Raw genomic sequence first — 22283 nt, forward strand, 5'->3', positions numbered from 1 at the left:
AGACCCCAAAACCTTCAGCCGCCGTGCATGTATGTGCACGGAAACCAGAGGAGAACGAACAGGTATGGTCACCAGCACCGTCGAGCAGCTGAGCCCCACTCGTGTGAAGCTGCACATCTCGGTCACGCCCGAGGACCTCAAGCCCAGCGTGACCCACGCGTACAAGCACATCGCCGAGGACATCCAGATCCCCGGCTTCCGCAAGGGCAAGGTGCCGCCGGCCATCATCGACCAGCGCGTCGGCCGCGGTGCGGTCATCGAGCACGCCGTGAACGAGGGCCTTGACACCTTCTTCCGCCAGGCCGTCACCGAGAACGAGGTCAAGATCGTCGGCCGCCCCAGCGCCGAGGTCGTCGAGTGGCCGAACGAGAAGGACTTCTCCGGCGACCTCAAGGTCGAGGTCGAGGTGGATGTCCGTCCCGAGTTCGACCTGCCCGCCTACGAGGGCACGACCCTCACGATTGACGCCGTCCCGGTCGACGAGGCCGCCGTCGACGCCGAGCTCGACAGCCTGCGTGCCCGGTTCGGCACCCTGGTGCCCGTCGACCGTCCGGTCAAGACCGGCGACTTCGTCGAGCTCGACCTCGTCGCGACCATCGACGGCAACGAGATCGACCGCGCCGAGGGCGTCTCCTACGAGGTCGGCTCGGGCGAGCTGCTCGAGGGCATCGACGAGGCCATCGAGTCGCTGACCGCCGGTGAGGACACCACCTTCCGCTCGAAGCTCATCGGCGGCGAGCACGCCGGCGAAGAGGCCGAGGTCGCCGTGTCGGTCAAGAACGTCAAGGAGCGCGAGCTCGCCGACGCCGACGACGACTTCGCCCAGATCGCCAGCGAGTTCGACACGATCGCCGAGCTGCGTGACAGCCTCGCCGAGCGCGTCAAGGAGCAGGCATCCTTCTCGCAGGGCTCCGCCGCGCGCGACAAGTTCATCGACACGCTCATCGAGCAGGCCGACATCCCCGTGCCCGAGCAGCTCGTGCTCGACGAGGTGCACCAGCACCTCGAGTCCGAGAACCGCCTGGAGGACGACGAGCACCGCGCCGAGGTGACCGAGGCCAGCGAGAAGCAGTTCCGCACGCAGATGGTGCTCGACAAGCTCGCCGAGAAGCACACCGTCGACGTGTCGCAGGACGAGCTGACGCAGTACATCGTGCAGTCCGCCGCCCAGTACGGCATGGCCCCGCAGGACTTCGTCAACGCGCTCCAGCAGAACGGCCAGCTGCCGACCCTCGTCGGCGAGGTCGCCCGCAACAAGGCACTCGCCGTGGCGCTCGGCACCGTCAACGTCGTCGACACCGACGGCAACGCGGTCGACATGAGCCGCTTCGTCGCCACCGAGGACGAAGCCGCCGACGAGGTCGTCGAAGAGGCCGAGGAGATCGCGGACGCCGCGTCCGAGGCCGACGAGATCGTCGCCGAAGAAGAGGCCAAGCCGGCCAAGAAGTCGCGCGCCAAGAAGGCTGCTGCGACCGAAGAGGCCGCGGAGTAATCCACACATCCGAGGGGCGGATCGCTGCGGCGGTCCGCCCCTCGGCGTCTCCGGAAGGGGAGCGCATGAGCGAGCAGTTCGACGACTGGCAGCGACGCATCGACGCCGTCTGGGCGGATGCCGACCTCGACGACCAGGCCCGGATCGAGGCGATCGACGCCCTCGCGGACGAGCTCGGCGCGGAGCATCCGGTCGCGCTGTTCGAACGCGCCGGCGCTCGCGACAGCGCCGGCCACGAGGTGGATGCCGAACCGCTCTACCGCGCGGCCCTCGCGGCGGGACTCGACCCGCGCCGCCGCGTGCGGGCGACCATCCAGCTCGCGAGCACCATCCGCAACCTCGGCAAGACGGAGGAGGCGCTGGCGCTGCTGCGCGACGCGTACGCGGCCGGTGCGGATGCCGAACTCCACGACGAGGCATCCGCGTTCTACGCCCTCGCCCTCGCGAGCGCCGGCGATCCGACCCGCGGGCTGTCGATCGCGCTGCAGGCACTGGCGCCGCACCTGACGCTCTACACACGATCGGTCGGCGCCTACGCCCGCGAACTCGTCGCCCCCGACGAGGGTTCCATGCCGTGACGGGCACGCCCGCTCTGCCCACGGCGAACACGGGCGGGTCGCGCCGGGCGCGCCGGTAGATTCGAAGCCACGACCACGAACACAGGAGCTGCAATGGCTGAACCCCTTGTCGCGACGAGCGTCTTCGACAGACTGCTGAAGGACCGCATCATCTGGCTGGGATCAGAGGTGCGCGACGAGAACGCGAACGAGATCTGCGCGAAGATCCTTCTTCTCGCTGCCGAGGATTCCGCGAAGGACATCTATCTCTACATCAACTCGCCCGGCGGCTCGATCACCGCGGGCATGGCGATCTACGACACCATGCAGTTCGTCCCGAACGACATCGTGACCGTCGGGATCGGCATGGCGGCGTCCATGGGTCAGTTGCTGCTGACCGCCGGTGCCGAGGGCAAGCGCTACATCACGCCGAACGCGCGCGTGCTGCTGCACCAGCCCCACGGCGGCTTCGGCGGCACCGCGAGCGACATCCAGACGCAGGCGCAGCTGATCCTCGACATGAAGAAGCGCCTGGCCGAGATCACCGCGAAGCGCACCGGCAAGACCGTCGAGCAGATCAACGCCGACGGCGACCGCGACCGCTGGTTCAGCGCCGACGAGGCCCTCGCCTACGGGTTCGTCGATCACATCCGCGAGTCGGCCTCCGACGTCATCGGCGGCGGCGGCACCGAGCAGTCGAACTGAGGGTTGGGAACACAGACATGGAAATGAACATCCCCGCTTCCGGCCTGCGTTCGCCGCAGGGCCTGCAGATGCCCGGCAGCCGCTACGTGCTGCCGCAGTTCGAAGAGCGCACCGCCTACGGCTACAAGCGCCAGGACCCGTACAACAAGCTGTTCGAAGACCGCGTGATCTTCCTCGGCGTGCAGGTGGACGACGCGTCCGCCGACGACGTCATGGCGCAGCTGCTCGTGCTCGAGTCGCAGGACCCCGACCGCGACATCATCATGTACATCAACTCGCCCGGTGGCTCGTTCACGGCGATGACGGCCATCTACGACACGATGCAGTATGTGTCGCCGCAGATCCAGACCGTCGTGCTCGGCCAGGCGGCCTCGGCCGCGGCGGTGCTGCTCGCGGCCGGCGCTCCCGGCAAGCGACTGGCGCTCCCGAACGCCCGCATCCTCATCCACCAGCCCGCCGTCGGCGAGGCCGGCCAGGGGCAGGCATCCGACATCGAGATCCAGGCGAACGAGATCATGCGCATGCGCACGTGGCTCGAAGAGACGCTGTCGCGTCACTCGAACCGCACGCAGGAGCAGGTGAACAAGGACATCGACCGCGACAACATCCTGTCGGCCGCCGAAGCCGTCGAGTACGGCCTGGTCGACCAGGTGCTGACCACCCGCAAGCGCGGAGGCCTGCCGGCCCTCGGCGCGTGAGCGGACTCCGGATGCCCCGCGGCACAGTGCATCACGCACGGTGCCGCGGGGCATCCGCCGTCCGGGCGGCCTCCCATGACGCGACACGACACGTGACAGACAGATCCGCCCGGATGTCCGAGGCCTCGATTAGGCTCGGAACCACGAGCGGCCCCCGCGGCCGCCACTCGACGAAGGAGGAGCTGCATGGCACGCATCGGTGAAGGCGCCGACCTGTTCAAATGCTCCTTCTGCGGCAAGAGCCAGAAGCAGGTGCAGCAGCTGATCGCCGGCCCCGGCGTGTACATCTGCGACGAATGCGTCGAGCTGTGCAACGAGATCATCGAGGAGCGCATGGCCGAGTCCGGCCCGGGCGAGATCTCCGAGGTCGATCTGCCCAAGCCCCGCGAGATCTTCTCGTTCCTCGAGGAGTACGTCGTCGGACAAGAAGACGCGAAGCGCGCCCTGTCCGTCGCCGTCTACAACCACTACAAGCGGGTCCGTGCCCGCGGAACCCTCCAGACAGCCGAGCAGCGCGCCGACGAGGTCGAGATCGCGAAGAGCAACATCCTCATGCTCGGCCCCACGGGCTGTGGCAAGACGTACCTCGCGCAGACGCTCGCCAAGAAGCTCAACGTCCCGTTCGCCGTCGCCGATGCGACCGCCCTCACCGAGGCGGGGTACGTCGGCGAAGACGTCGAGAACATCCTGCTCAAGCTTCTGCAGGCGGCCGACTTCGACACCAAGCGCGCCGAGACCGGCATCATCTACATCGACGAGGTCGACAAGATCGCCCGCAAAGCCGAGAACCCCTCGATCACCCGCGACGTCTCGGGCGAGGGCGTGCAGCAGGCGCTGCTGAAGATCCTCGAGGGCACGGTCGCGTCCGTTCCGCCCCAGGGCGGCCGCAAGCACCCCCACCAGGAATTCATCCAGATCGACACGACGAACGTGCTGTTCATCGTCGCGGGTGCGTTCGCCGGCCTCGAAGACATCATCTCGTCGCGGGTCGGAAAGCACGGCGTCGGATTCGGCGCCTCGCTGCACCGCAAAGACGAAGACCAGAACCTGTTCAGCGAGGTGCAGCCCGAAGACCTGCACAAGTTCGGCCTGATCCCGGAGTTCATCGGCCGGCTCCCGGTCGTGGCATCCGTGTCGCCGCTCGACCGCGCCGCGCTCATCGACATCCTCACCGGCCCGAAGAACGCGCTCGTCAAGCAGTACCAGCGGATGTTCCAGCTCGACGACGTCGAGCTCGAGTTCGACGACGAGGCCCTCGAGGCGATCGCCGACCTCGCGGTTGCACGCAAGACCGGTGCTCGCGGGCTGCGGGCCATCCTCGAAGACGTCCTCGGGCCGATCATGTTCGAGATCCCCTCGACCGAGGACGTCGACAAGGTCATCGTGACGCGGGCGGCCGTCGAGACCGGCGCCGCGCCGACCCTGGTGCTGCGCCAGAAGCGCAAGAGCGCCTGACGCGCGGATCAGCGGCGGATCTTTTCCGCGCGGGGGAGCGGCCGTAGAGTCGCTCCATGACGAATCCCGAACTGCGCTCACCTGCACTGAAGCAGCTGCGCTGGGCCACGGCGACCGCCGCCTTCCAGATTGAAGGATCCCGAACAGCCGACGGACGCGGACGGTCCATCTGGGACGACGTGGTCGAGACGCCGGGCGCGATCAAGGATGCCACGACCGCCGATCCCGCTGCAGACTCGTACCGGAGAGCAGACGACGACGTCGCACTCCTGCAGGGGCTCGACGTCGACAGCTACCGATTCGGGATCTCCTGGGTGCGGGTGCAGCCGGACGGCACGGGACCCGCAAATCGTGCCGGACTCGACTACTACGACCGGCTCGTGGACGCGCTGCTCGCCGCGGGCGTTCGACCGTTCCCGACCCTCTACCACTGGGATCTGCCGGTCGCGCTGGAAGAGCGCGGCGGGTGGCTCGACCGGGACACGGCGACCCGGTTCGCCGACTACGCGGGGCTCGTCGGCGACCGGCTGGGCGACCGAGTGACCGACTGGTACACGATCAACGAGCCCGCGATGACGACGCTCCAGGGGTACGGGATCGGCACCCTCGCGCCGCTCAAGCAGCTGCTGTTCGGGGCTCTTCCGACCGTCCATCATCAGCTCCTCGCACACGCACTCGCGGCACGGGCGCTGCGGGCGCGTGGTGCGCAGGGGGTCGGCATCGTGAACAACCACACGCAGGTGCGCCCCCTGCGAGACGCGGCGGAAGACCATCAGGCTGCGGCCGTCTACGACCTGCTGCACAACCGCATCTTCGCCGACCCGCTGCTGGGCGACGGCTACCCTGATCTTGAAGCGCTCGGCCTGCCGCCCATGCCGGTGCGCGACGGCGACCTCGAGCTGATCGGTTCGCCACAGGACTTCTACGGCGTCAACTTCTACAACCCGACGACGGTGACGGCCGCCCCCGACGGCAGCCCGCTGCCGTTCGACATCGTGCCCACCCCCGGCGCCCCGACCACCGGCTTCGGCCCGGACTGGCCGATCGTCCCCGAGGCGCTCACCGGGCTGCTCGTGGACCTGAAGCGCCGCTACGCCGAGCGGATGCCGCCCGTGCACATCACCGAGAACGGGGCGTCCTTTCCAGAGCCGGATGCCGCCGACCGCGTCCAGGACGACGAGCGGATCTCGTACCTGGCCGGCCACATCGGGGCGGTCGCCGCCGCGATCGAGGGCGGGGTGGACGTGCGCGAGTACACGGTGTGGTCGCTGATGGACAACTTCGAATGGCTCGAGGGATACACTCAGCGGTTCGGGCTCGTCCACGTCGACTTCGCGACGGGGGAACGCACGCCCAAGGCATCCTACGACTGGTACCGCGACCTCATCGCGGCATCCCGCGCATGACCGGAGCGTCGCCGCGCACGGTCGGCACACGCTGGTTCGTCCTCTTCACGCTCGCGTGGCTGGCGATCTGGACGGTGCAGCTCACTCCGGTGCAGCTGCTGCTGCCCACGCAGCTGAACACGGCGACCAGCACCACCGGCACGTGGGTCGCCGGCGTGGTCTACTCGGGCGTCGTCCTCGGCGTGGGCGGCCTCGCGGGGGTGATCGCGGGGCCCGTCTCCGGCATGCTGTCGGACCGCACCCGCACCCGGTGGGGTCGGCGCCGGCCCTGGGCGATCGGCGCGAGTGTGTGGACGGGCCTCTGCCTGGTCGTCGCCGGGCTGGTGCACGGCCCCTGGCCGATCGGTCTCGCCTGGACCGGCGTCTCGGTCGGCGTCGCCGTGGCATCCGCCGCGTTCACCGCGCTCATCGCCGATCAGCTCCCCGAATCGCAGCGCGGGGCGGCATCCGCATCCGCGAGCTCGTCGCAGGCCGTCGGCATCGTGCTGGGCGTGGGCGCCGTCGTGCTGCTCGGGCTGTCGATCTTCGCGGGCTATCTCGTTCTGGCGCTGTTCATCGCGTTCGTCGGAACGCTGGCCGCGCTGCTGCTGCCCGACCCGCCCGTCGCCACCGGCCCGACACGCGACGAACGGCGGCTGCCGTGGGTCGCGCTCGGGCATCGTGACTTCGCGTGGGTCGTCTGGGGTCGGTTCGTGACCAACGTCGGAAACGCCCTACCGACGACCCTGTTCCTCTTCTTCCTCATGTACGGGCTCGGCGAGCGGGAGGCGGAGGCACAGGACAACCTGCTGCTGGTGATCGTCGTCTACACGATCTTCGTCGTGGCCGCCTCGGTGCTCGCCGGCTGGTGGTCGGACCGCACCGGCCGTCGACGCGTTCTCACAATGGCGTCGGCGGTGGTGCAGGCCGCGGCGGCGGTCGTGATCGTGGTCGCTCCGAGTCTCACCACGACCATGGTGGCGGCAGCCGTGCTGGGAGCCGGCTACGGGGCGTTCTCGACGGTGGGCCTGGCGTTCGCCACCGACCTGCTGCCGTTCCCGGACGATCACGCCCGCGACCTGGGGCTCGTCAACGTGAGCGCGGCGCTCGGCCAGCTCGTCGGCCCACTCGTCGGTGCGACGCTCGTGGCGCTCGTCGGCGGCTTCTGGCTGCTCCTGATCGTCAGCGCGGTGCTGTCCGTGGTCGGCGCGGGGATGTCGGGCGTGGCGCGGGAGCGGGTCCGTGCCACGCCCTGACATCGCTCAGGACTCGAGGCCGCGGCGCTTCAGGAGCGGGGCGATGTCGGCGTCGCGCCCGCGGAAGTCCCGGTAGGCCTCGAGCGGGTCCTTCGATCCGCCGACGCCGAGCAGCCGACGCCGGAACCGCTCGCCGTTCTCGCGCGCCAGACCGCCGTTCTCGCGGAACCACTCCACCGTGTCGGCGTCGAGCACCTCGCTCCAGATGTAGGAGTAGTACCCGGCGCTGTACCCGCCGGAGAACACGTGCGCGAAGTACGTCGTCGAGTAGCGCGTCGGCACGAGCGGATTGTCGAGACCGATCTCGGCGAGGGCGGCCGCCTCGAACGCCGGCACGTCTAGGTCTGCGGCGGCCTCGTCGGCGCTCAGGGAGTGCCACGCCTGGTCGAGCCACGCGGCAGCGAGGTACTCGCTGGTGAGGAATCCCTGATTGAAGGTCTCGCTCGCGCGGAGGCGCTCGACGACGTCGGCCGGAATGGGCTCGTCGGTGTCGATGTGCCGGGCGTAGCTGTCGAGGATCTCCGGCCACATGAGCCACATCTCGTTGACCTGGCTCGGGAATTCGACGAAGTCGCGGAACACCGAAGTCCCGGAGAAGTGCGGGTACGTCGTGCGGGCGAACAGGCCGTGCAGCGCGTGCCCGAACTCGTGGAACAGGGTGGTGACGAAGTCGAGGCTGAGGAGCGTCGGCTCACCGGCCGCGGGCTTCGGGACGTTCAGGTTGTTGGCGACGACCGGCAGCGTGCCGCGCAGCGCGGACTCGCTCACGATCGGGTTCATCCACGCCCCGCCGCGCTTGGTGTCACGCGTGTACAGGTCGAGCACGAAGAGGCCCACAGCGGAACCGTCTTCGTCGGACACTTCGAACACCCGGGCATCCGGGTGGTAGGTCGGGATGTCGTGCCGCTCCGTGAAGCTCACGCCGTAGAGCCGATGCGCCGCCGCGAACACGCCGTCCTGCAGCACCCGCTCGGCCTCGAACCACGGGCGCAGCGCCGCGGTGTCGATGTCGTACTTCTCCCGTCGCACCTGCTCGGTGACGTACGGCCAGTCGTGTGCGGCGAGCGGATACGGGTCATCGGTGGCATCCACGAGGGCCTGGAGTCCTGCTTGCTCGGCCCGCGCGTTGGCTGCGGCCGGTGCGGCCAGGCGACGCAGGAGGTCGTGGACGACCTCGGGGGAGCCCGCGGTCTCGTCGCTGGTGATGTAGGCGGCATGGCTCGGGTAGCCGAGCAGCTCGGCGCGTTCGGCGCGCAGGCGCACGATCTCGCGCACCACGTCGACGTTGTCGTTCGCGTTGCCGCGTGCGGCACGTGCGCGGGATGCCGCGAGCAGGCGCTCGCGACTGTCGCGGCGCGTCAGGCTCTCCAGGTAGGGGTGCCCGGTGAACAGGGGGAGCGTCACGAGGTACGAGTCCTCGAGCCCTCGCTCGGCCGCGGCGACGGCGGCCGCGGAGAGCTCGCCGTCGCTGAGCCCGTCGAGTTCGGCGGCGTCGGTGAAGACGACGGCGAGGTCGTTGGTGTCGGCGAGCAGGTTCTTCTCGAACTGCGTCGAGAGCGTCGACAGGCGCTGGTTGAGCGCGGTGAGCTTCTGCTTGGCGTCGTCGTCGAGCGCCGCGCCGGCGTGGGTGGTCTCGCGGTACCAGCGCTCGACGAGGTAGCGGTCTTCCCCGGTGAGGCCGAGATCGTCGAGGCGCGCTCGCACGGCGGCGATCCGCGCGTACAGTCCGGCGTCGAGCTTCACTGCGTCTTCGTGGGCGGCCATCAGCGGTGCGAGCTGTTCGTCGATCGCCTGGATCTCGTCGGTGGCGTGCGCGGACGAGACCGTGTAGAAGGCGTGGGCCACGCGATCCAGCAGCGCCCCCGAGCGCTCGAGCGCGACGAACGTGTTCTCGAAGGTCGCAGGCGCCGGGTCGGCGATGATCGCCTCGACCTCGGCGCGGTGCTGCGCGAACGCCTCGGTGAAGGCGGGCAGGTAGTGCTCGGGCAGGATGCGGTCGTAGGGCGGCACCTGGTACGGCAGGGTGGGCGACTCGAGGAGAGGGTTGGGGGCGTCCGTCATCCCTCCACCCTATTGGCCGCCGCGAGAACATGCAGAGAAGTTGTTGCAAAGAAATACTTGCAAACGATGGTGTGCAAAGGTATCTTTGTAACCATGAGCGATGAAAGCCCCACCGAGCCGACCGAGCGCGTCGAGCGCGTCCTGGATGCCGGCGCGCTTCGCGCCCTCGCTCACCCGCTGCGCGTCCAGATCTACGACATCCTGTCGCAGTACGGTGCGCAGACCGCGTCCACCCTCGCGAGCATGACGGGGGAGTCGTCGGGAGCCACGAGCTACCACCTGCGGGCATTGGCCAAGCATGACCTCATCCGCGAGGTCGACGGCCGCGGCACGGCGCGTGAGCGATGGTGGGAGCGCCCCCGCGGCGCGGTCTCCTTCGCCAATCCCGAGGCCATCAAGACGCCGTCCGGGCGCGCGGCGAGCCAGGTCGTCATGACCGAGTTCCTCAAGCGCCGCAACGAACAGCTGCTCGAGTTCATCAACCGCGCCATGGATGACTCCGACCCCTGGGGGGAGAGCGCGATCATCTCCACGGCGACCGCCGAGCTGACCATCGAGCAGCTCCAAGACCTCGGCAGCCGCATCCAGGACATCGTCAACGAAACGGTCGACAAGTACCGCACCCAGGACGCACCGGGCACCCGCACGGTGACGATCCGCACCGACATCTTCCCGCTCCCCGAGCAAGGACACTGAAATGACCGCCATCACCGCCACCCGCTCGACCCGCGTCCCCACCACCACCCTGTGGGAGCGCACGCTGATCGCCACGTCGCAGCGCCTCGAGCGCGCCGCCGTGCACCACATGCGCCACCGTGCCGCCGCAGCCGAGCACGAGGCGGTCGCCCACGCGGTCGCCGAGCGTCAGCGTGACGCCCAGGCGGCCGGCGCGCTGCGGATGTTCGACCGGTGACCACCACGGCACCTGCGGCCGAGCGCTCCACGCTCGGCCGCGGATTCCGCACGCTGTGGTCGGCGACCGCATTCAGCGGACTCGCCGACGGAATCGGCCGCACCGCGGTTCCGCTCATCGCCACGACGCTGACCAAGGACCCGCTGCAGATCTCGCTCGTGACGGCCCTCGCGTTCGTCCCGTGGCTGGTCTTCGGCCTGCCGGCCGGGATGATCGTCGACCGGTACGACCGCCGCATCGTGATGGCGGTCGCGAACGGCGTCCGATGCGCGGTCGCGCTGTGGCTGGCCGTCCTCGTCGTGACGGGCGGCCTCAGCATGGTGACGCTGCTCATCGGCGTGCTGCTGTTCGGCCTCGGCGAGACGCTCTACGACAACGCGACGAACGCCGCGCTCACCGGCGTCGTGGAGCGTGCGCAGCTCGACCGCGCGAACGGGTGGATCCAGACGGCCCAGATCACGATCGACAACTTCATCGCCGTGCCGATCGGCGGTGTGCTCTTCGGCGTCGCGCTCGCCCTGCCCCTGTGGGTGGGCTCGGCGGCGTATCTGATCCCGATCGTGCTCGTGCTGCTCCTTCCGCTCTCGGCGGCGCGCCCGTTGCGCGAGCCGGGGGATGCCCCGCTCGAGACCGGGGTGTCCGCACGCGAAGCGGTGGGGTACGTCTGGCGTCACCGGTACCTGCGGTCGATGATCGGGTTCACCGCGATCACCGGGAGCGCGTTCGCGTTCGCGCAGGCGGCGAACTTCCTCTTCTTCCTCGACACCCTCCACGTGAAGCCGGCAGCGATCGGATTCCTCACCGCGGTGATCGGGGCGGGAGCCCTCGTGGGGTCGCTCATCGCCTCGACGCTCGTCCGGTGGTTCGGGCGCGGCCCGGTGATGCTCGCCGCGAACCTGGTCGCCGGCCTCGGACTCCTGGTGACCGGTCTTGCGCCGAATCTCATCACGGCCCTCATCGCCTACGCCACGGCGGCGCTGGCGGTTTCGACGTGGAACGTCCCGTGGGGAGCTCTGCGCCAGCAGATCGTCCCGCAGCGGCTGTTCGGTCGCGTGCTCGGGATCTCGCGCACGCTGACGTGGGGGCTGTTCCCGGTTGCCACGGTGCTGGGCGGGCTCGTCGCCCGGGTCAGCCTGCCGCTGCCGTTCGTCATCGGCGGTGCCGTCGCGATGGTGGCCGCGCTGGCGGGATGCCGCCTGCTGGTGGTGGGAACCCGCCGCGCCGGCGCGGAGGCACTCACGCAGCCAGCGACGACATGACGCGCTGCAGCGACTCGGCGACGAGGCGCACGGAGCGCCGCCGGAGGTTCTCCGGACGCGTGAGCAGGTCGATCATCCGGTTGGTGCCGACACCCTCGAGGGGGCGCCGGACGACTCCAGTGGCGTCGGCGATGACCGAGGTGTAGCGGGGGAGCATCCCGACCACGCCGCCGGCGGCGATCACGGCCGCGGCGACGCCGTAGTCGTTGATGCGGTGCACGATGTCGACCGGGCGATCGGTCACCGCGGAGATCGTGCGCACCACGTCGTCGGGGGAGAACCCGGAGCGGCTGGTCACCCAGCGCTCTCCGACCACGTCGGCGGGGGTGAGCGTCTCGCGCCGGGCGAGCGGATGCGAGGCGGCCAGGGCGACATCCAGGGGCTCGGCCGCGAGCGGAACGCAGCGGATGCCGCTCCGGGGCCAGGGCGGGCTGTGCTCCATCCGGTGCGCGAGCACGAGGTCGTACCGGGCGGTGAGGGCGGCGAACTCGTTCTGCGCGACATCCTCGTCGGTGAAACGCACGTCCGGCACGTCCGGGCCGGTGCCGAGATCGCGCACGAGCGGCCCGAAGAGGGCCTGCGCGGCGCTCAGGAAGCCACTCACGGTCACCACCCCCGACGGCGCCGCCTCGAATCGGTCGACCGCGCGCCGCGCGGCGGCCATGGCATCGAGCGCGATGGCGCCCTCGGCCGCGAGCGCCTCGCCCGCCGGCGTGAGGACGAGCGTGCGCCCCTGCTTGCGCGTGAGGGGCGGCACGATGCCGCGCTGCAGCGCGTTCAGCTGCTGCGACACGGCGGACGGCGAGACGTGCAGGACCTCGGCGACCGCGGTGACGCTGCCGAGCGCGCCGAGCTCGCGGAGGATCTGCAGCTGCTGGAGGTTCACGCTCCCATCAAACCATGAAGGCGTACTTAAACTATCGTCCAGCAGGTGGGCATTGCTCTTCATGGTCGCGGGGCATGGGATGGAGTCATGAAAGCGCTGTTCAAAGACGGACCGCATGCGGGGCTCGAACTCGTCAACCGCCCCGACCCGGTCGCCGGACCAGACGAAGTCGTCATCCGGGTGCTCCGCACCGGCATCTGCGGCACCGACCTGCACATCCGCCGGTGGGACGACTGGGCCGCGTCCGAGGTCCGCACCCCGCTGATCCCCGGACACGAGTTCTACGGTGAGGTCGTCGAGGTCGGTCCCCTGGCGCACGACATCGCCGTCGGCGACCGCGTCTCCGGCGAGGGGCACATCGTCTGCGGGATGTGCCGCAACTGCCGTGCCGGAAGACGACAGATGTGCATCCGCACGATCGGCCTCGGACTGCACCGCGACGGCGCCTTCGCCGAGTACCTCTCGCTCCCCGCGGCGAACGTCTGGGTGCATCACCCGGATGTCGCGCCGGAGGTCGGCGCCATCTTCGATCCCCTCGGCAACGCCGTGCACACCGCCCTCGCCTTCCCGCTGGTCGGAGAGGACGTCCTGGTCACCGGCTGCGGCCCGATCGGACTCATGGCCATCGCCGTGGCCCGGCATGCCGGCGCGCGCTTCATCGCCGCCACCGACATCAGCGCGCCGCGGCTCGAGCTGGCGAAGCTCATGGGCGCCGACCAGACGGTGGACGTGTCGACCGGCGACGTGCACGATGCGCAGAAGGCGCTCGGCATGCGCGAGGGCTTCGACGTCGGATTCGAGATGAGCGGCGCCGCGTCGGCGATGCCCACGATGATCGAGAACATGAACCATGGCGGCCGGATCGCAATGCTCGGCCTTCCGAGCGCCCCCTTCAGCGTGGACTGGGGCAAGATCGTCACCCACATGCTGACGATCAAGGGCATCTACGGACGCGAGATGTTCGAGACCTGGAACGCGATGGGCGCCATGCTGCAGAGCAGCGCGGCGCTGCGCGAGGCGATCGGTCGCATCATCGCCGACGTCATCCCGGCATCCGACTGGGAGGCGGGCTTCGACGCCGCAGCCGCGGCGGGCACCGGCAAGATCATCCTCGACTGGACGCGGCTCTGAGCCCGCGCGGAACGGAGAACGACATGTACGGAGCATTCCGCGAGCACCTGGCCGCAGAACTCGCCGGCATCGACGAGGCCGGACTCACCAAGCACGAGCGGGGCATCCGGGGTCCGCAGGGCGCCGAGATCGTCGCCGACGGCACCGACGTGCTGAACTTCTGCGCCAACAACTACCTCGGGCTCGCCGACGACCCGCGTCTCGTCCACGCCGCCAAGGGCGCGCTGGATGCCTGGGGCTACGGACTCGCGTCGGTGCGCTTCATCTGCGGGACGCAGGAGCAGCACCTCGAGCTGGAGCGACGTGTGGCGTCGTTCCTCGGCACCGACGACGCGATCCTGTTCTCGTCGTGCTTCGACGCGAACGGAGGCGTCTTCGAGACGCTGTTCTCGGCCGATGACGCCATCATCTCCGACGAGCTCAACCACGCGTCGATCATCGACGGGATCCGGCTGTCCAAGGCCCGTCGGCTGCGGTACCGAAACCGCGACATGGCCGATCTCGAGGAGCAGCTGCAGGCGGCCTCCGACGCGCGGTTCCGGGTCGTCGTGACCGACGGCGTGTTCTCGATGGACGGCTACATCGCCCCCCTCGCCGAGATCTGCGACCTCGCCGAGCGATACGACGCGCTGGTGTTCGTCGACGACTCGCACGCCGTCGGCTTCATCGGCGACCACGGGCGCGGCACGCCGGAGCTGTGCGGCGTCGAAGGCCGGGTCGACATCTACACCGGCACGTTCGGCAAGGCCCTCGGCGGGGCCTCCGGCGGCTACGTCTCCGGGCACCGCGACATCGTCGCCCTGCTGCGCCAGCGGGCGCGGCCCTACCTGTTCTCCAACACGCTGGCGCCCTCGATCGTGGCGGGCACTCTTGCCGCGCTCGACCTCGTCGAGGGGTCGGGCGACCTGCGCCGGCAGTTGCAGGAGAACGCGGCACTGTTCCGCCGGCGCATGGCGGAGGAGGGCTTCGACCTGCTGCCCGGTGAGCATCCGATCGTGCCGGTGATGTTCGGGGACGCGGCCCGCACCGCCCGGATCGCGGCGGAGATGCAGCGCCACGGCGTGTACGTCACGGCGTTCAGCTTCCCCGTCGTCCCGCGGGAGCGGGCGCGGATCCGCGTCCAGCTGTCGGCCGCGCACACCCCGGAGCAGGTGGAGCGGTGCGTCACCGCCTTCGTCGCGGCGCGGGACGCGGTCGGCTGACCACGAGGACCCCGCGGACGAACGCTCTCAGTCCTCGATGCGCACGACGGGCACGCCTGCGGCATCCGTCGTGACGATCGTGACGGTGACGCCGTCGTCGAGTTCGGCCACGGGACGGCCCTCGAGCCACGTGAGGGTCCAGCGCGGCGCCGGGGATGCCCCGGCGACGCGCGCATCGACCTCGCGGATCGCGGCGACGACCTCGGCGGACAGGCGGGCGGGAGGATCCCCGCCCGCCGTCCAGCGCGTGCCGAGCTGCATCAGAGTTCGCCCAGCTCGATCTCGCGCACCGCGGTGGTCTCACCCGGCACGAATTCGATGGCGACGATCCGGCCGACGGCCTTGAGGTCGCCCTCGGCGGCGGTCAGCGCGTCCAGGTGCGGCGTCTCGATCACGATGCGCTCGACCGGGGTCTTCTGCGACACCTTCGCCTCGGTCTTCGCGCGGCGGATGCCGATGAGCGCCTCGCCGACCGCCTGCAGCACGAGCGGGTCGCCGCCATCCTGCTCGGGCGCCACCGGCCAGGGCGCGGTGTGGACCGAGCCCTCCTCGAACCAGGACCAGGCCTCCTCGGTCGCGAACGCGAGGATCGGGGCGAGAAGGCGCAGCAGCACAGACAGGGCGGTGCGCAGCGCGAGGGCCGCGGACGGCTGCCCCACGTCGGACTGGTTGTAGGCGCGCTCCTTGACCAGCTCCAGGTAGTCGTCGCAGAACGTCCAGAAGAACGACTCGGTGATCTCCAGGGCACGCGCGTGGTCGTAGGCCTCGAAGGCGCGGGTCGCGTCGCGCACCACCTGGTGGAGACCGGCCAGCATCGAGGCATCCAGCGCGTGCGTGATCTCGGCGCCCTCCGGAACGGGGAACGACAGCACGAACTTCGCCGCGTTGAGCACCTTGATCGCGAGGCGGCGTCCGATCTTCACCTGCGTCGGGTTCTGCGGATCGAACGCGGCGTCTGCACCCAGCCGGCTCGATGCCGCCCAGTAGCGCACCGCGTCGGTGCCGTGCTGGGCGAGGATGTCCGCCGGCGTGACCACGTTGCCCTTGGACTTGGACATCTTCTTGCGGTCCGGGTCGACGATGAAGCCGGAGATCGAGGCGTCCGTCCACGGCGCGCGGCCGTCTTCGAGGAGCGAGCGCAGCATCGTCGAGAACAGCCACGTGCGGATGATGTCCTGGCCCTGCGGGCGCAGGTCGAACGGGGCGACGAGGTTCCACAGCTCGTCGTCGCGCTGCCATCCGCCGGCCAGCTGCGGAGTCAGCGACGACGTCGCCCAGGTGTCGAAGATGTCCTTCTCCGCCTCGAAACCGCCCGGGACGCCGCGCTGCTCTTCGCGGTAGCCGACCGGAACGTCGGTGGTCGGGTCCAGCGGCAGCTGGCCGACGTCCGGCACGATCACGCGGTCGTAGTCGCGTTCGCCGTTCTCGTCCAGGCCGTACCAGAGCGGGATGGGCACCCCGAAGAAGCGCTGACGGGAGACCAGCCAGTCGCCGGTGAGGCCGTTCGTCCAGTTCTCGTAGCGCACGCGCATGAAGTCGGGATGCCACGACATCTGCTGCCCGAACGAGATGAGCCGGTCGCGCAGCTCTTCGTCGCGGGCGCCGTTTCGCAGATACCACTGGCGCGTCGAGACGATCTCGAGCGGGCGGTCGCCCTTCTCGAAGAACTTCACCGCGTGGCTGAAGGGCTTGGAGACGGCGATGAGCTCGCCCGACTCGCCGAGCAGCTCCACGATGCGCTTCTTGGCGCTGAACACCGTCTTGCCGGCGAGCTCCGCGTAGTGGGCGCGGGCCTGCTCGGTGACGATCGCGTCGGGGGCGTCCGCCAGCACGCGTCCGTCCTTGCCGAGGATCGTGCGGTTGGGCAGGTCGAGTTCGCGCCACCAGATGATGTCGGTCACGTCGCCGAACGTGCAGATCATCGCGATGCCGGAGCCCTTGTCGATCTGGGCGAGCGGGTGCGCGAGCACCGGCACCTCGACGTCGAACAGCGGAGTACGCACGGTCGTGCCGAACAGGGCCTTGTAGCGGTCGTCGTCGGGGTGGGCGACCAGGGCGACGCAGGCCGGGAGCAGCTCGGGGCGCGTCGTCTGGATGTGCACGTCGCCGGAGCCGTCGGTCTTGTGGAACGCGACCTCGTGGTAGCTCGCCTGCTGCTCGCGATCCTCGAGCTCGGCCTGGGCGATCGCGGAGCGGAAGTCGACGTCCCAGAGGGTCGGGGCCAGCGACTGGTACGCCTCGCCCCGCTCCAGGTTGCGCAGGAACGCCAGCTGGCTGGTGCGGATCGTATCGTCCGAGATGGTGCGGTACGTCTGCGTCCAGTCCACCGAGAGGCCGAGCTGGCGGAAGAGGTCCTCGAAGTGCTTCTCGTCCTCGATCGTCAGACTCTCGCACAGCGCGATGAAGTTGCGCCGGCTGATCGGCACCTGGTCGGCCGCCTTGCTGGACTTGTTGTCACCGCCCGCGAACGGCGGGGTGAAATCCGGGTCGTAGGGAAGGCTCGGGTCGCAGCGCACGCCGTAGTAGTTCTGCACGCGGCGCTCGGTGGGCAGGCCGTTGTCGTCCCAGCCCATCGGGTAGAACACGGTCTTGCCGCGCATGCGCTCGAACCGGACCTTGAGGTCGGTGTGCGTGTAGCTGAAGACGTGCCCGATGTGCAGGCTGCCGGAGGCGGTCGGCGGCGGGGTGTCGACTGAGAAGACTCCGGCACGGCCGACCTCGGCGGCCCGGACGCGGTCGAACAGGTATGTTCCGTTCGCACGCCACGCGGCATCCCACTTCTGCTCGAGGCCTTCGAGAGCCGGCTTGTCGGGAATGGTCATAGGTGTCTCCTCGAGCGAATATGTGCGGCACCGTGTGAGCGTGCCTGAGTGTGGGATGCCGCGACAGTCTATCGGAGCGGCAGGGGCGCCTGCTGACCCGGCCCGGGCGTCGGGGAGTCGCCTGCAGGCGCGAATGTCGTCGGGTGAGCGACGGACGGAGACGGATCAGCGGGCGCCGGGGTCCGCGGGGGCCGGCGGGGAGGCGGGCTCGGCCGGGACCGGCGGGGACTCGGAAGAGTCGGGGCGGCGGCGCGCGGGGAGGGCGCGCCGCACCGCGGACGTGGCCGTGCGGCCGGCGTTCGTGGCCGATCGGCCCACCTGGGTGGCGGCGCCTCCGGCGCGTCGGACGACCGCGACGGCGCGGTGCTCGAGGCGGAGGGCATCCGGCCCGGGTTCGAGTTCGGCGCGGAGGATCAGCGGCGGCGGCCCGAACGCGCGGCGCGAGCTGGCGACCACGCGCCGTGCCAGCACGTTGTTGCCCACGCCGCCGACCACTGCGCCGATGCCGAAGGGGAGCGCCTTGCCCACCCAGGAGGCTCCGGCGCGCGCGGCGAAGTGCTTGATGAACGTCGACTTCAGCTTGTCGACCGCGGGTCCGACCGCCGCCTTCGGGAGGGTCTGCGTGATGACCTCGCCCCAGTACACGGAGCGTGAGGGCCCGGTGCCGCGGGCCTGACCGCCGAACTGACCGAGCAGTGCGACCCCCTCGGATCCGAGCATGAGCGTCAGCACCAGCGCGCGGGCGCGGTCGGGATCGTCGACGTGGATGCCGTGCAGCTCGGCGAGCGACTGCGCGAACAGCGCGGTCGACTCCATGAACCCGACCGTCTCCGCCCCGCTGAGGGCGAGCGTCATGCCCGTCGTGATGCCCGGGATGACGGCCGTCGCCCCCACGGCCGCCCCGCCGCTGGTGACGGCTGCCAGGTAGCGGCGTTCGAGGATCACCGCGAGCTGCGCGGGAGAGGCATCCGGATGCCGCAGCCGCACGCTGCGCAGATGGGCGACGACGGCGGGACGCTGCACGGCGAGGACCTTCTCGAGCGAGCGTTCGAGAAGGGTCGGATCGGTGGGTGCAGCAGCGGGCTGCGGTGCGCGCGCCATGCCCCCATTGTGCATGCTGGTTCTGGATGCCTACCTGCGAGCTGTCCGCAAGGATCCCGCGCACAGGAACGCGGCCGCCATGAGGGCCACGACCACCCAGAGCGTGTTCAGCAGGCCGAACCGGGCGGCGAGCATCCCGATCGCGGGAGGACCGGCGAGGTTGGCGAGGTACGCGACCGTGGCGACGACGCTCACCCGCGCGACCGGATTCGGACCGCTCTCGGCGGCGGCCGACATCCCCAGCGGGAACCCCATGGACACCCCGATCGCCCACAGCACGACACCGGCGAGCACCAGCCAGGGATTGCCGCCGATGATGAACAGGACGACGCCGAGCACGCCGAGGGCGGTCGTCACCCGGGTGGTCCGCACCCGTCCGAGGCGATCGACCACGGGGCCGCCGAAGATCCGCGCCGCCGCCTCCGCGACGGCGAAGACGGTGAAGAACAGGGCGGCGATGGTGGCCGTCTGCCCGTGGTCGTCGTGGACCGACAGCGTCATCCAGCTGTTCGCGCTGCCTTCGGCGAGCTCCACGCCGAGCATCACGACGCCGATCAGCAGCAGGCGCCAGTCCAGCCAGCCGCGGGCCCAGGCGGCGAGCCTCTGCAGCCGCGTGCGGTCTTCGCCGGCATCCTCGTGGCGGATGCCGGGCGCGATGAAGGTCGCGAGCACGATGCCGGCCACCGCGACGAGGACCGCCTCGCCGAGGAACTGGGCCGAGGGCGAGATGCCGACGGCCGCGCAGAGGGCGCCGATCCCGGCGCCGACCGCTGCCCCGACCGACCAGCCGCCGTGCATGAGCGGCATCAGGGTGCGCTGCGCTGCGCTCTCGACCGCGGCGCCCTCGACGTTGATCAGCACGTCGAGGGTGCCGATGCCGTACCCGACGATGATGAACGCGATCGTCGTGCCCGGGATCGACCCGGCGGCCACCGCGATCCCCATGACGGCCAGGGCGATGGCGGCGATGAGGAGCGCTGCGCCGACCGCCCGGCGACTGCGCAGAGCGTGCAGCAGGGGAGTCGAGGTGAGCAGTCCCACGATCGACCCGACGGTCACGGAGCCGAGGATGAGCCCGAGCGTTCCGGTGTCGGTGTGCAGCTCGGACATCACCGCGGGCAGGCGCGGGCCCCAGGATGCCACCGTGATGCCGCCGAGCGCGAAGGCGGCGATGACCGCGTTGCGCCAGCGGGTGACCGTGCGCGCCTCGAACTCGGTGGCGACGGCTGCTGCGGCGTCGGACATGCGGACGGACCTCTTCGTTCAAAACCGAGTGCCATTAGGGATTGATGTCGATTGTCGCACGGCGCGTACGGCAGGGCAAGGGATGCGGCACTGCGCGATGGGGCGAGAGTCAGTCCCGGACGTCGATGCCCAGCGCGACCGCGAGGTCCGCGGCGAGCAGCTCCACCTGGCGGGTCGCGAGAGTCGCACCGCGCAGACCCGCCGGCGAGGTGAACGAGAGGGCGTCCAGACCGCGCAGGTCGAGGTGTTCCGCACGCAGGTCCCGCGTGTCGACCTCGTCGGCGCGGCATCCCTCGAACCGCACGCGCGACAGCGTGGCGCCCGGCAGGTCGAGGGTGCCGATCGCGCAGTCGACGAACACGACGTCGGCGGCCGTCGCACCGGCGAGGGTCAGGTAGTCGACGCGGATGCCGCGCAGCTCGACCGAAGCGAGCTCGGCGCGCCCGAAGTCCAGTGCACCCACGCGTCCGCCGACCGAGCGGACGTTGCGCCACGTGCCCCGGGTCGCGACCACCTCCGCGGCGCGGAGCCCGGCGAGCTCGACGTCTGCGAGGCGCGCAAGGGTCAGATCGAGTCGATCCACCCCGGTGGCATCGAGCACGCACTCGGTGAGCAACGTCCGGGAGGCGTCCTGCTCCTCGTCCAGGCGACCGATCTGCGCCTGCGAGATCTCGGCCCCCGGACCCTGGAACGAGACCTCGTCGAGGTCGTCCGGAAGATCGGGCGCCGACACCCGCGGCGCGGCGGGGCCGGCGGCCGCGCGCGCCATCAGTCCGGCACGCCGATCGGCGTGAACGTGTCCGACTCGGGCACGCGCTTCCAGCCGGAGGCGAGGTAGGCACACACCAGGGTGAGCACCGACAGGATCGCGAGAACCAGTGCCGGGTGCCACCACGCGTAGGAGGTCACCTGGCCGAGCTCGAGCGTGACGAGCGGGATGAAGCCGGACAACGTCGCCGCGACGGCGTACGCGATCGACAGCGCCGAATAGCGGAAGTGGTCGGGGAACAGATCGTTCATGAGTCCGCCCAGCGCGGCCCAGGATGCCGTGGGCAGGATGCCGCCGACGACCATCATCCCGACGAGCACGCCGAACGACGCGCTCGGCAGCAGCCAGTACATCGGGAACGCGATGAGGAGGGTGCCGAGGGCTCCCCACATCACGACCTTCGCCGAGCCGATCCGGTTGGCCCAGGCGCCGAACAGGGGGATCGTCACGAACTGCACGAGGGCGCCGATCGTCGTCGCGGTGAGCAGTTGCGTGTAGTCGTAGTGCAGGTGGTCGGCGCCGTAGTTCATCGTGTACGTGTTCATCAGCGAGTAGGAGCCGATGCCGAGGAGGGCGGCGCCGACGGCGACGATGAACTCCGCCGGGGCGCCCCGGAAGACCTCGAGGAACGGCACCTTGTCGCGGCGCTTCTCCGCGACGAGGCGCGTGAAGACCGGGGTCTCGTCGATCGACCAGCGCAGGTACAGCGACACGAGCAGCAGCGGGACGGCCAGGAGGAACGGGATGCGCCATCCCCAGGCGGCGATCGTCTCGGCCGACATCGCGCGGGCCATGACGAGGAAGACGACGGCGGTGAGCGTCGAGCCGACCGGAGAGCCGAGCTGCGGGATGGCGGCGTAGAACGCGCGCTTGAGGCGCCCGGAGTTCTCGGTCGCGAGGAGGATGGAACCGCCCCACTCGCCGCCGAGCGACAGGCCCTGCACGACGCGCAGCAGCACGAGCGCGACGGCACCGAACCAGCCCGCCTGCGCATAGGTGGGAAGGCAGCCGATGAGCGCGGTCGCGACGCCCATGATCGCGACCGTCCACAGCAGCGTCGCCCGGCGTCCGAGGCGGTCGCCCATGTGGCCGAACGCGATGGCGCCGAGCGGACGCACCACGAACGCGACGGCGATCGTGGCGAACGAGGCCATCGTCGCGCCGAACTGCCCGAGCGGCTCGAAGAACGCCGGGCCGGCGAAGAACGCCGAGAAGTACGCGAAGACGTAGAAGTCGAACGATTCGAGCGACGTGCCGACCATCGACGCCCAGGCGACACGACGGGTGGGCAGGGCGTTCGGGGCGACAGCGGGTGTTGCGGTGGTCACGGGCATCCATCCTGCCAG

Annotated in this window: 20 protein-coding genes; 12 read left to right on the plus strand and 8 right to left on the minus strand. The window is 70.1% G+C overall.

The genetic code is table 11. The annotated features are described in order from the left end of the window. Window positions 1–64: 64 nt before the first annotated feature. From tig to LK09_RS04200, 7 genes are all read left to right on the plus strand, one after another. A complete protein-coding gene (gene tig, locus LK09_RS04170; RefSeq protein ID WP_039396417.1) occupies window positions 65–1492 on the plus strand; it encodes a trigger factor in 1428 nt (475 codons plus the stop codon). 65 nt (window positions 1493–1557) lie between these two features. Then, on the plus strand, window positions 1558–2070 hold the full coding sequence (locus LK09_RS04175; protein WP_039396420.1) for a tetratricopeptide repeat protein: 513 nt from the start codon (window positions 1558–1560) through the stop codon (window positions 2068–2070). A 93-nt stretch (window positions 2071–2163) separates the two neighbouring features. Then, a complete protein-coding gene (locus LK09_RS04180; RefSeq protein WP_039396423.1) occupies window positions 2164–2754 on the plus strand; it encodes an ATP-dependent Clp protease proteolytic subunit in 591 nt (196 codons plus the stop codon). Between the two features lie 23 nt (window positions 2755–2777). Beyond that, window positions 2778–3452: an ATP-dependent Clp protease proteolytic subunit gene (locus tag LK09_RS04185; RefSeq protein ID WP_039396426.1), complete on the plus strand. Its 675-nt coding sequence runs from the start codon at window positions 2778–2780 to the stop codon at window positions 3450–3452. A 186-nt stretch (window positions 3453–3638) separates the two neighbouring features. Next, a complete protein-coding gene (clpX, locus tag LK09_RS04190; RefSeq protein WP_039396429.1) occupies window positions 3639–4907 on the plus strand; it encodes an ATP-dependent Clp protease ATP-binding subunit ClpX in 1269 nt (422 codons plus the stop codon). 56 nt (window positions 4908–4963) lie between these two features. Further along, on the plus strand, window positions 4964–6313 hold the full coding sequence (locus LK09_RS04195; protein ID WP_039396431.1) for a GH1 family beta-glucosidase: 1350 nt from the start codon (window positions 4964–4966) through the stop codon (window positions 6311–6313). Then, on the plus strand, window positions 6310–7548 hold the full coding sequence (locus LK09_RS04200) for an MFS transporter (protein WP_039396434.1): 1239 nt from the start codon (window positions 6310–6312) through the stop codon (window positions 7546–7548). The genes LK09_RS04195 and LK09_RS04200 overlap by 4 nt, the downstream gene beginning before the upstream one ends. A 6-nt stretch (window positions 7549–7554) precedes the next feature. On the opposite strand, the gene LK09_RS04205 is transcribed toward LK09_RS04200, so the two are convergent. After that, the gene (locus LK09_RS04205; protein ID WP_039396437.1) at window positions 7555–9609 is read right to left on the minus strand and encodes a M3 family metallopeptidase; all 2055 of its coding nucleotides are present in this window, start codon (window positions 9607–9609) and stop codon (window positions 7555–7557) included. Window positions 9610–9702: 93 nt separating this feature from the next. Here LK09_RS04205 and LK09_RS04210 point away from each other — a divergent pair, with 93 nt between their 5' ends. The 3 genes from LK09_RS04210 to LK09_RS04220 are packed head-to-tail and all read left to right on the plus strand — an operon-like array spanning window position 9703 to window position 11781. Continuing rightward, the gene (locus LK09_RS04210) at window positions 9703–10305 is read left to right on the plus strand and encodes a winged helix-turn-helix domain-containing protein (RefSeq protein WP_039396440.1); all 603 of its coding nucleotides are present in this window, start codon (window positions 9703–9705) and stop codon (window positions 10303–10305) included. Window position 10306: 1 nt separating this feature from the next. Further along, entirely contained in the window at window positions 10307–10522 is a 216-nt protein-coding gene (locus LK09_RS04215; protein ID WP_039396443.1) for a hypothetical protein, read from the plus strand. Then, window positions 10519–11781, plus strand: coding sequence for an MFS transporter (locus LK09_RS04220; protein ID WP_039396446.1), 1263 nt, complete (start codon window positions 10519–10521; stop codon window positions 11779–11781). The genes LK09_RS04215 and LK09_RS04220 overlap by 4 nt, the downstream gene beginning before the upstream one ends. Here LK09_RS04220 and LK09_RS04225 read toward each other — a convergent pair. Beyond that, entirely contained in the window at window positions 11759–12730 is a 972-nt protein-coding gene (locus tag LK09_RS04225; RefSeq protein WP_407939141.1) for a LysR family transcriptional regulator, read from the minus strand. The two genes, LK09_RS04220 and LK09_RS04225, sit on opposite strands and share 23 nt — an antisense overlap. Window positions 12731–12754: 24 nt before the next feature. Between LK09_RS04225 and tdh the strand changes: the two genes are divergently transcribed. Then, window positions 12755–13798, plus strand: a complete 1044-nt coding sequence (gene tdh / locus LK09_RS04230) for an L-threonine 3-dehydrogenase (protein WP_039396452.1) — start codon at window positions 12755–12757, stop codon at window positions 13796–13798. A gap of 23 nt (window positions 13799–13821) precedes the next feature. Beyond that, window positions 13822–15000 (plus strand): glycine C-acetyltransferase, encoded by a 1179-nt coding sequence (locus LK09_RS04235; RefSeq protein ID WP_039396455.1) that lies wholly within the window; start codon window positions 13822–13824, stop codon window positions 14998–15000. A 27-nt stretch (window positions 15001–15027) separates the two neighbouring features. Here LK09_RS04235 and LK09_RS04240 read toward each other — a convergent pair whose 3' ends face one another. From LK09_RS04240 to LK09_RS04265, 6 genes are all read right to left on the minus strand, one after another. After that, entirely contained in the window at window positions 15028–15261 is a 234-nt protein-coding gene (locus LK09_RS04240; RefSeq protein WP_039396458.1) for a hypothetical protein, read from the minus strand. Then, window positions 15261–17822 (minus strand): valine--tRNA ligase, encoded by a 2562-nt coding sequence (valS, locus tag LK09_RS04245; RefSeq protein WP_039396462.1) that lies wholly within the window; start codon window positions 17820–17822, stop codon window positions 15261–15263. The genes LK09_RS04240 and valS overlap by 1 nt, the downstream gene beginning before the upstream one ends. 165 nt (window positions 17823–17987) lie before the next feature. Beyond that, window positions 17988–18923: a hypothetical protein gene (locus LK09_RS04250; RefSeq protein WP_082008049.1), complete on the minus strand. Its 936-nt coding sequence runs from the start codon at window positions 18921–18923 to the stop codon at window positions 17988–17990. 30 nt (window positions 18924–18953) lie between these two features. Then, window positions 18954–20168 carry an MFS transporter gene (locus LK09_RS04255; protein ID WP_052226408.1) on the minus strand — a complete coding sequence of 405 codons (1215 nt, stop codon included), beginning with the start codon at window positions 20166–20168 and terminating at the stop codon, window positions 18954–18956. A gap of 109 nt (window positions 20169–20277) precedes the next feature. Beyond that, a complete protein-coding gene (locus LK09_RS04260) occupies window positions 20278–20937 on the minus strand; it encodes a pentapeptide repeat-containing protein (protein WP_039396466.1) in 660 nt (219 codons plus the stop codon). Next, window positions 20937–22271 (minus strand): MFS transporter, encoded by a 1335-nt coding sequence (locus LK09_RS04265; RefSeq protein WP_082008050.1) that lies wholly within the window; start codon window positions 22269–22271, stop codon window positions 20937–20939. The genes LK09_RS04260 and LK09_RS04265 overlap by 1 nt, the downstream gene beginning before the upstream one ends. Between the last annotated feature and the right edge of the window lie 12 nt (window positions 22272–22283).

Source organism: Microbacterium mangrovi (genome assembly GCF_000802305.1).
Taxonomy (GTDB): domain Bacteria; phylum Actinomycetota; class Actinomycetes; order Actinomycetales; family Microbacteriaceae; genus Microbacterium; species Microbacterium mangrovi.

Excerpts from the sequence above, each read along its gene's own strand:
- LK09_RS04250 (WP_082008049.1), bottom strand. The coding sequence starts at position 18,923 with ATGGCGCGCGCACCGCAGCCCGCTGCTGCACCCACCGATCCGACCCTT.
- LK09_RS04210 (WP_039396440.1), top strand. The coding sequence starts at position 9,703 with ATGAGCGATGAAAGCCCCACCGAGCCGACCGAGCGCGTCGAGCGCGTC.
- clpX (WP_039396429.1), top strand. The coding sequence starts at position 3,639 with ATGGCACGCATCGGTGAAGGCGCCGACCTGTTCAAATGCTCCTTCTGC.
- valS (WP_039396462.1), bottom strand. The coding sequence starts at position 17,822 with ATGACCATTCCCGACAAGCCGGCTCTCGAAGGCCTCGAGCAGAAGTGG.
- LK09_RS04265 (WP_082008050.1), bottom strand. The coding sequence starts at position 22,271 with ATGCCCGTGACCACCGCAACACCCGCTGTCGCCCCGAACGCCCTGCCC.
- tdh (WP_039396452.1), top strand. The coding sequence starts at position 12,755 with ATGAAAGCGCTGTTCAAAGACGGACCGCATGCGGGGCTCGAACTCGTC.
- tig (WP_039396417.1), top strand. The coding sequence starts at position 65 with ATGGTCACCAGCACCGTCGAGCAGCTGAGCCCCACTCGTGTGAAGCTG.
- LK09_RS04235 (WP_039396455.1), top strand. The coding sequence starts at position 13,822 with ATGTACGGAGCATTCCGCGAGCACCTGGCCGCAGAACTCGCCGGCATC.
- LK09_RS04200 (WP_039396434.1), top strand. The coding sequence starts at position 6,310 with ATGACCGGAGCGTCGCCGCGCACGGTCGGCACACGCTGGTTCGTCCTC.
- LK09_RS04175 (WP_039396420.1), top strand. The coding sequence starts at position 1,558 with ATGAGCGAGCAGTTCGACGACTGGCAGCGACGCATCGACGCCGTCTGG.
- LK09_RS04185 (WP_039396426.1), top strand. The coding sequence starts at position 2,778 with ATGAACATCCCCGCTTCCGGCCTGCGTTCGCCGCAGGGCCTGCAGATG.
- LK09_RS04215 (WP_039396443.1), top strand. The coding sequence starts at position 10,307 with ATGACCGCCATCACCGCCACCCGCTCGACCCGCGTCCCCACCACCACC.
- LK09_RS04240 (WP_039396458.1), bottom strand. The coding sequence starts at position 15,261 with ATGCAGCTCGGCACGCGCTGGACGGCGGGCGGGGATCCTCCCGCCCGC.
- LK09_RS04205 (WP_039396437.1), bottom strand. The coding sequence starts at position 9,609 with ATGACGGACGCCCCCAACCCTCTCCTCGAGTCGCCCACCCTGCCGTAC.
- LK09_RS04260 (WP_039396466.1), bottom strand. The coding sequence starts at position 20,937 with ATGGCGCGCGCGGCCGCCGGCCCCGCCGCGCCGCGGGTGTCGGCGCCC.
- LK09_RS04255 (WP_052226408.1), bottom strand. The coding sequence starts at position 20,168 with ATGTCCGACGCCGCAGCAGCCGTCGCCACCGAGTTCGAGGCGCGCACG.
- LK09_RS04225 (WP_407939141.1), bottom strand. The coding sequence starts at position 12,730 with ATGAAGAGCAATGCCCACCTGCTGGACGATAGTTTAAGTACGCCTTCA.
- LK09_RS04195 (WP_039396431.1), top strand. The coding sequence starts at position 4,964 with ATGACGAATCCCGAACTGCGCTCACCTGCACTGAAGCAGCTGCGCTGG.
- LK09_RS04180 (WP_039396423.1), top strand. The coding sequence starts at position 2,164 with ATGGCTGAACCCCTTGTCGCGACGAGCGTCTTCGACAGACTGCTGAAG.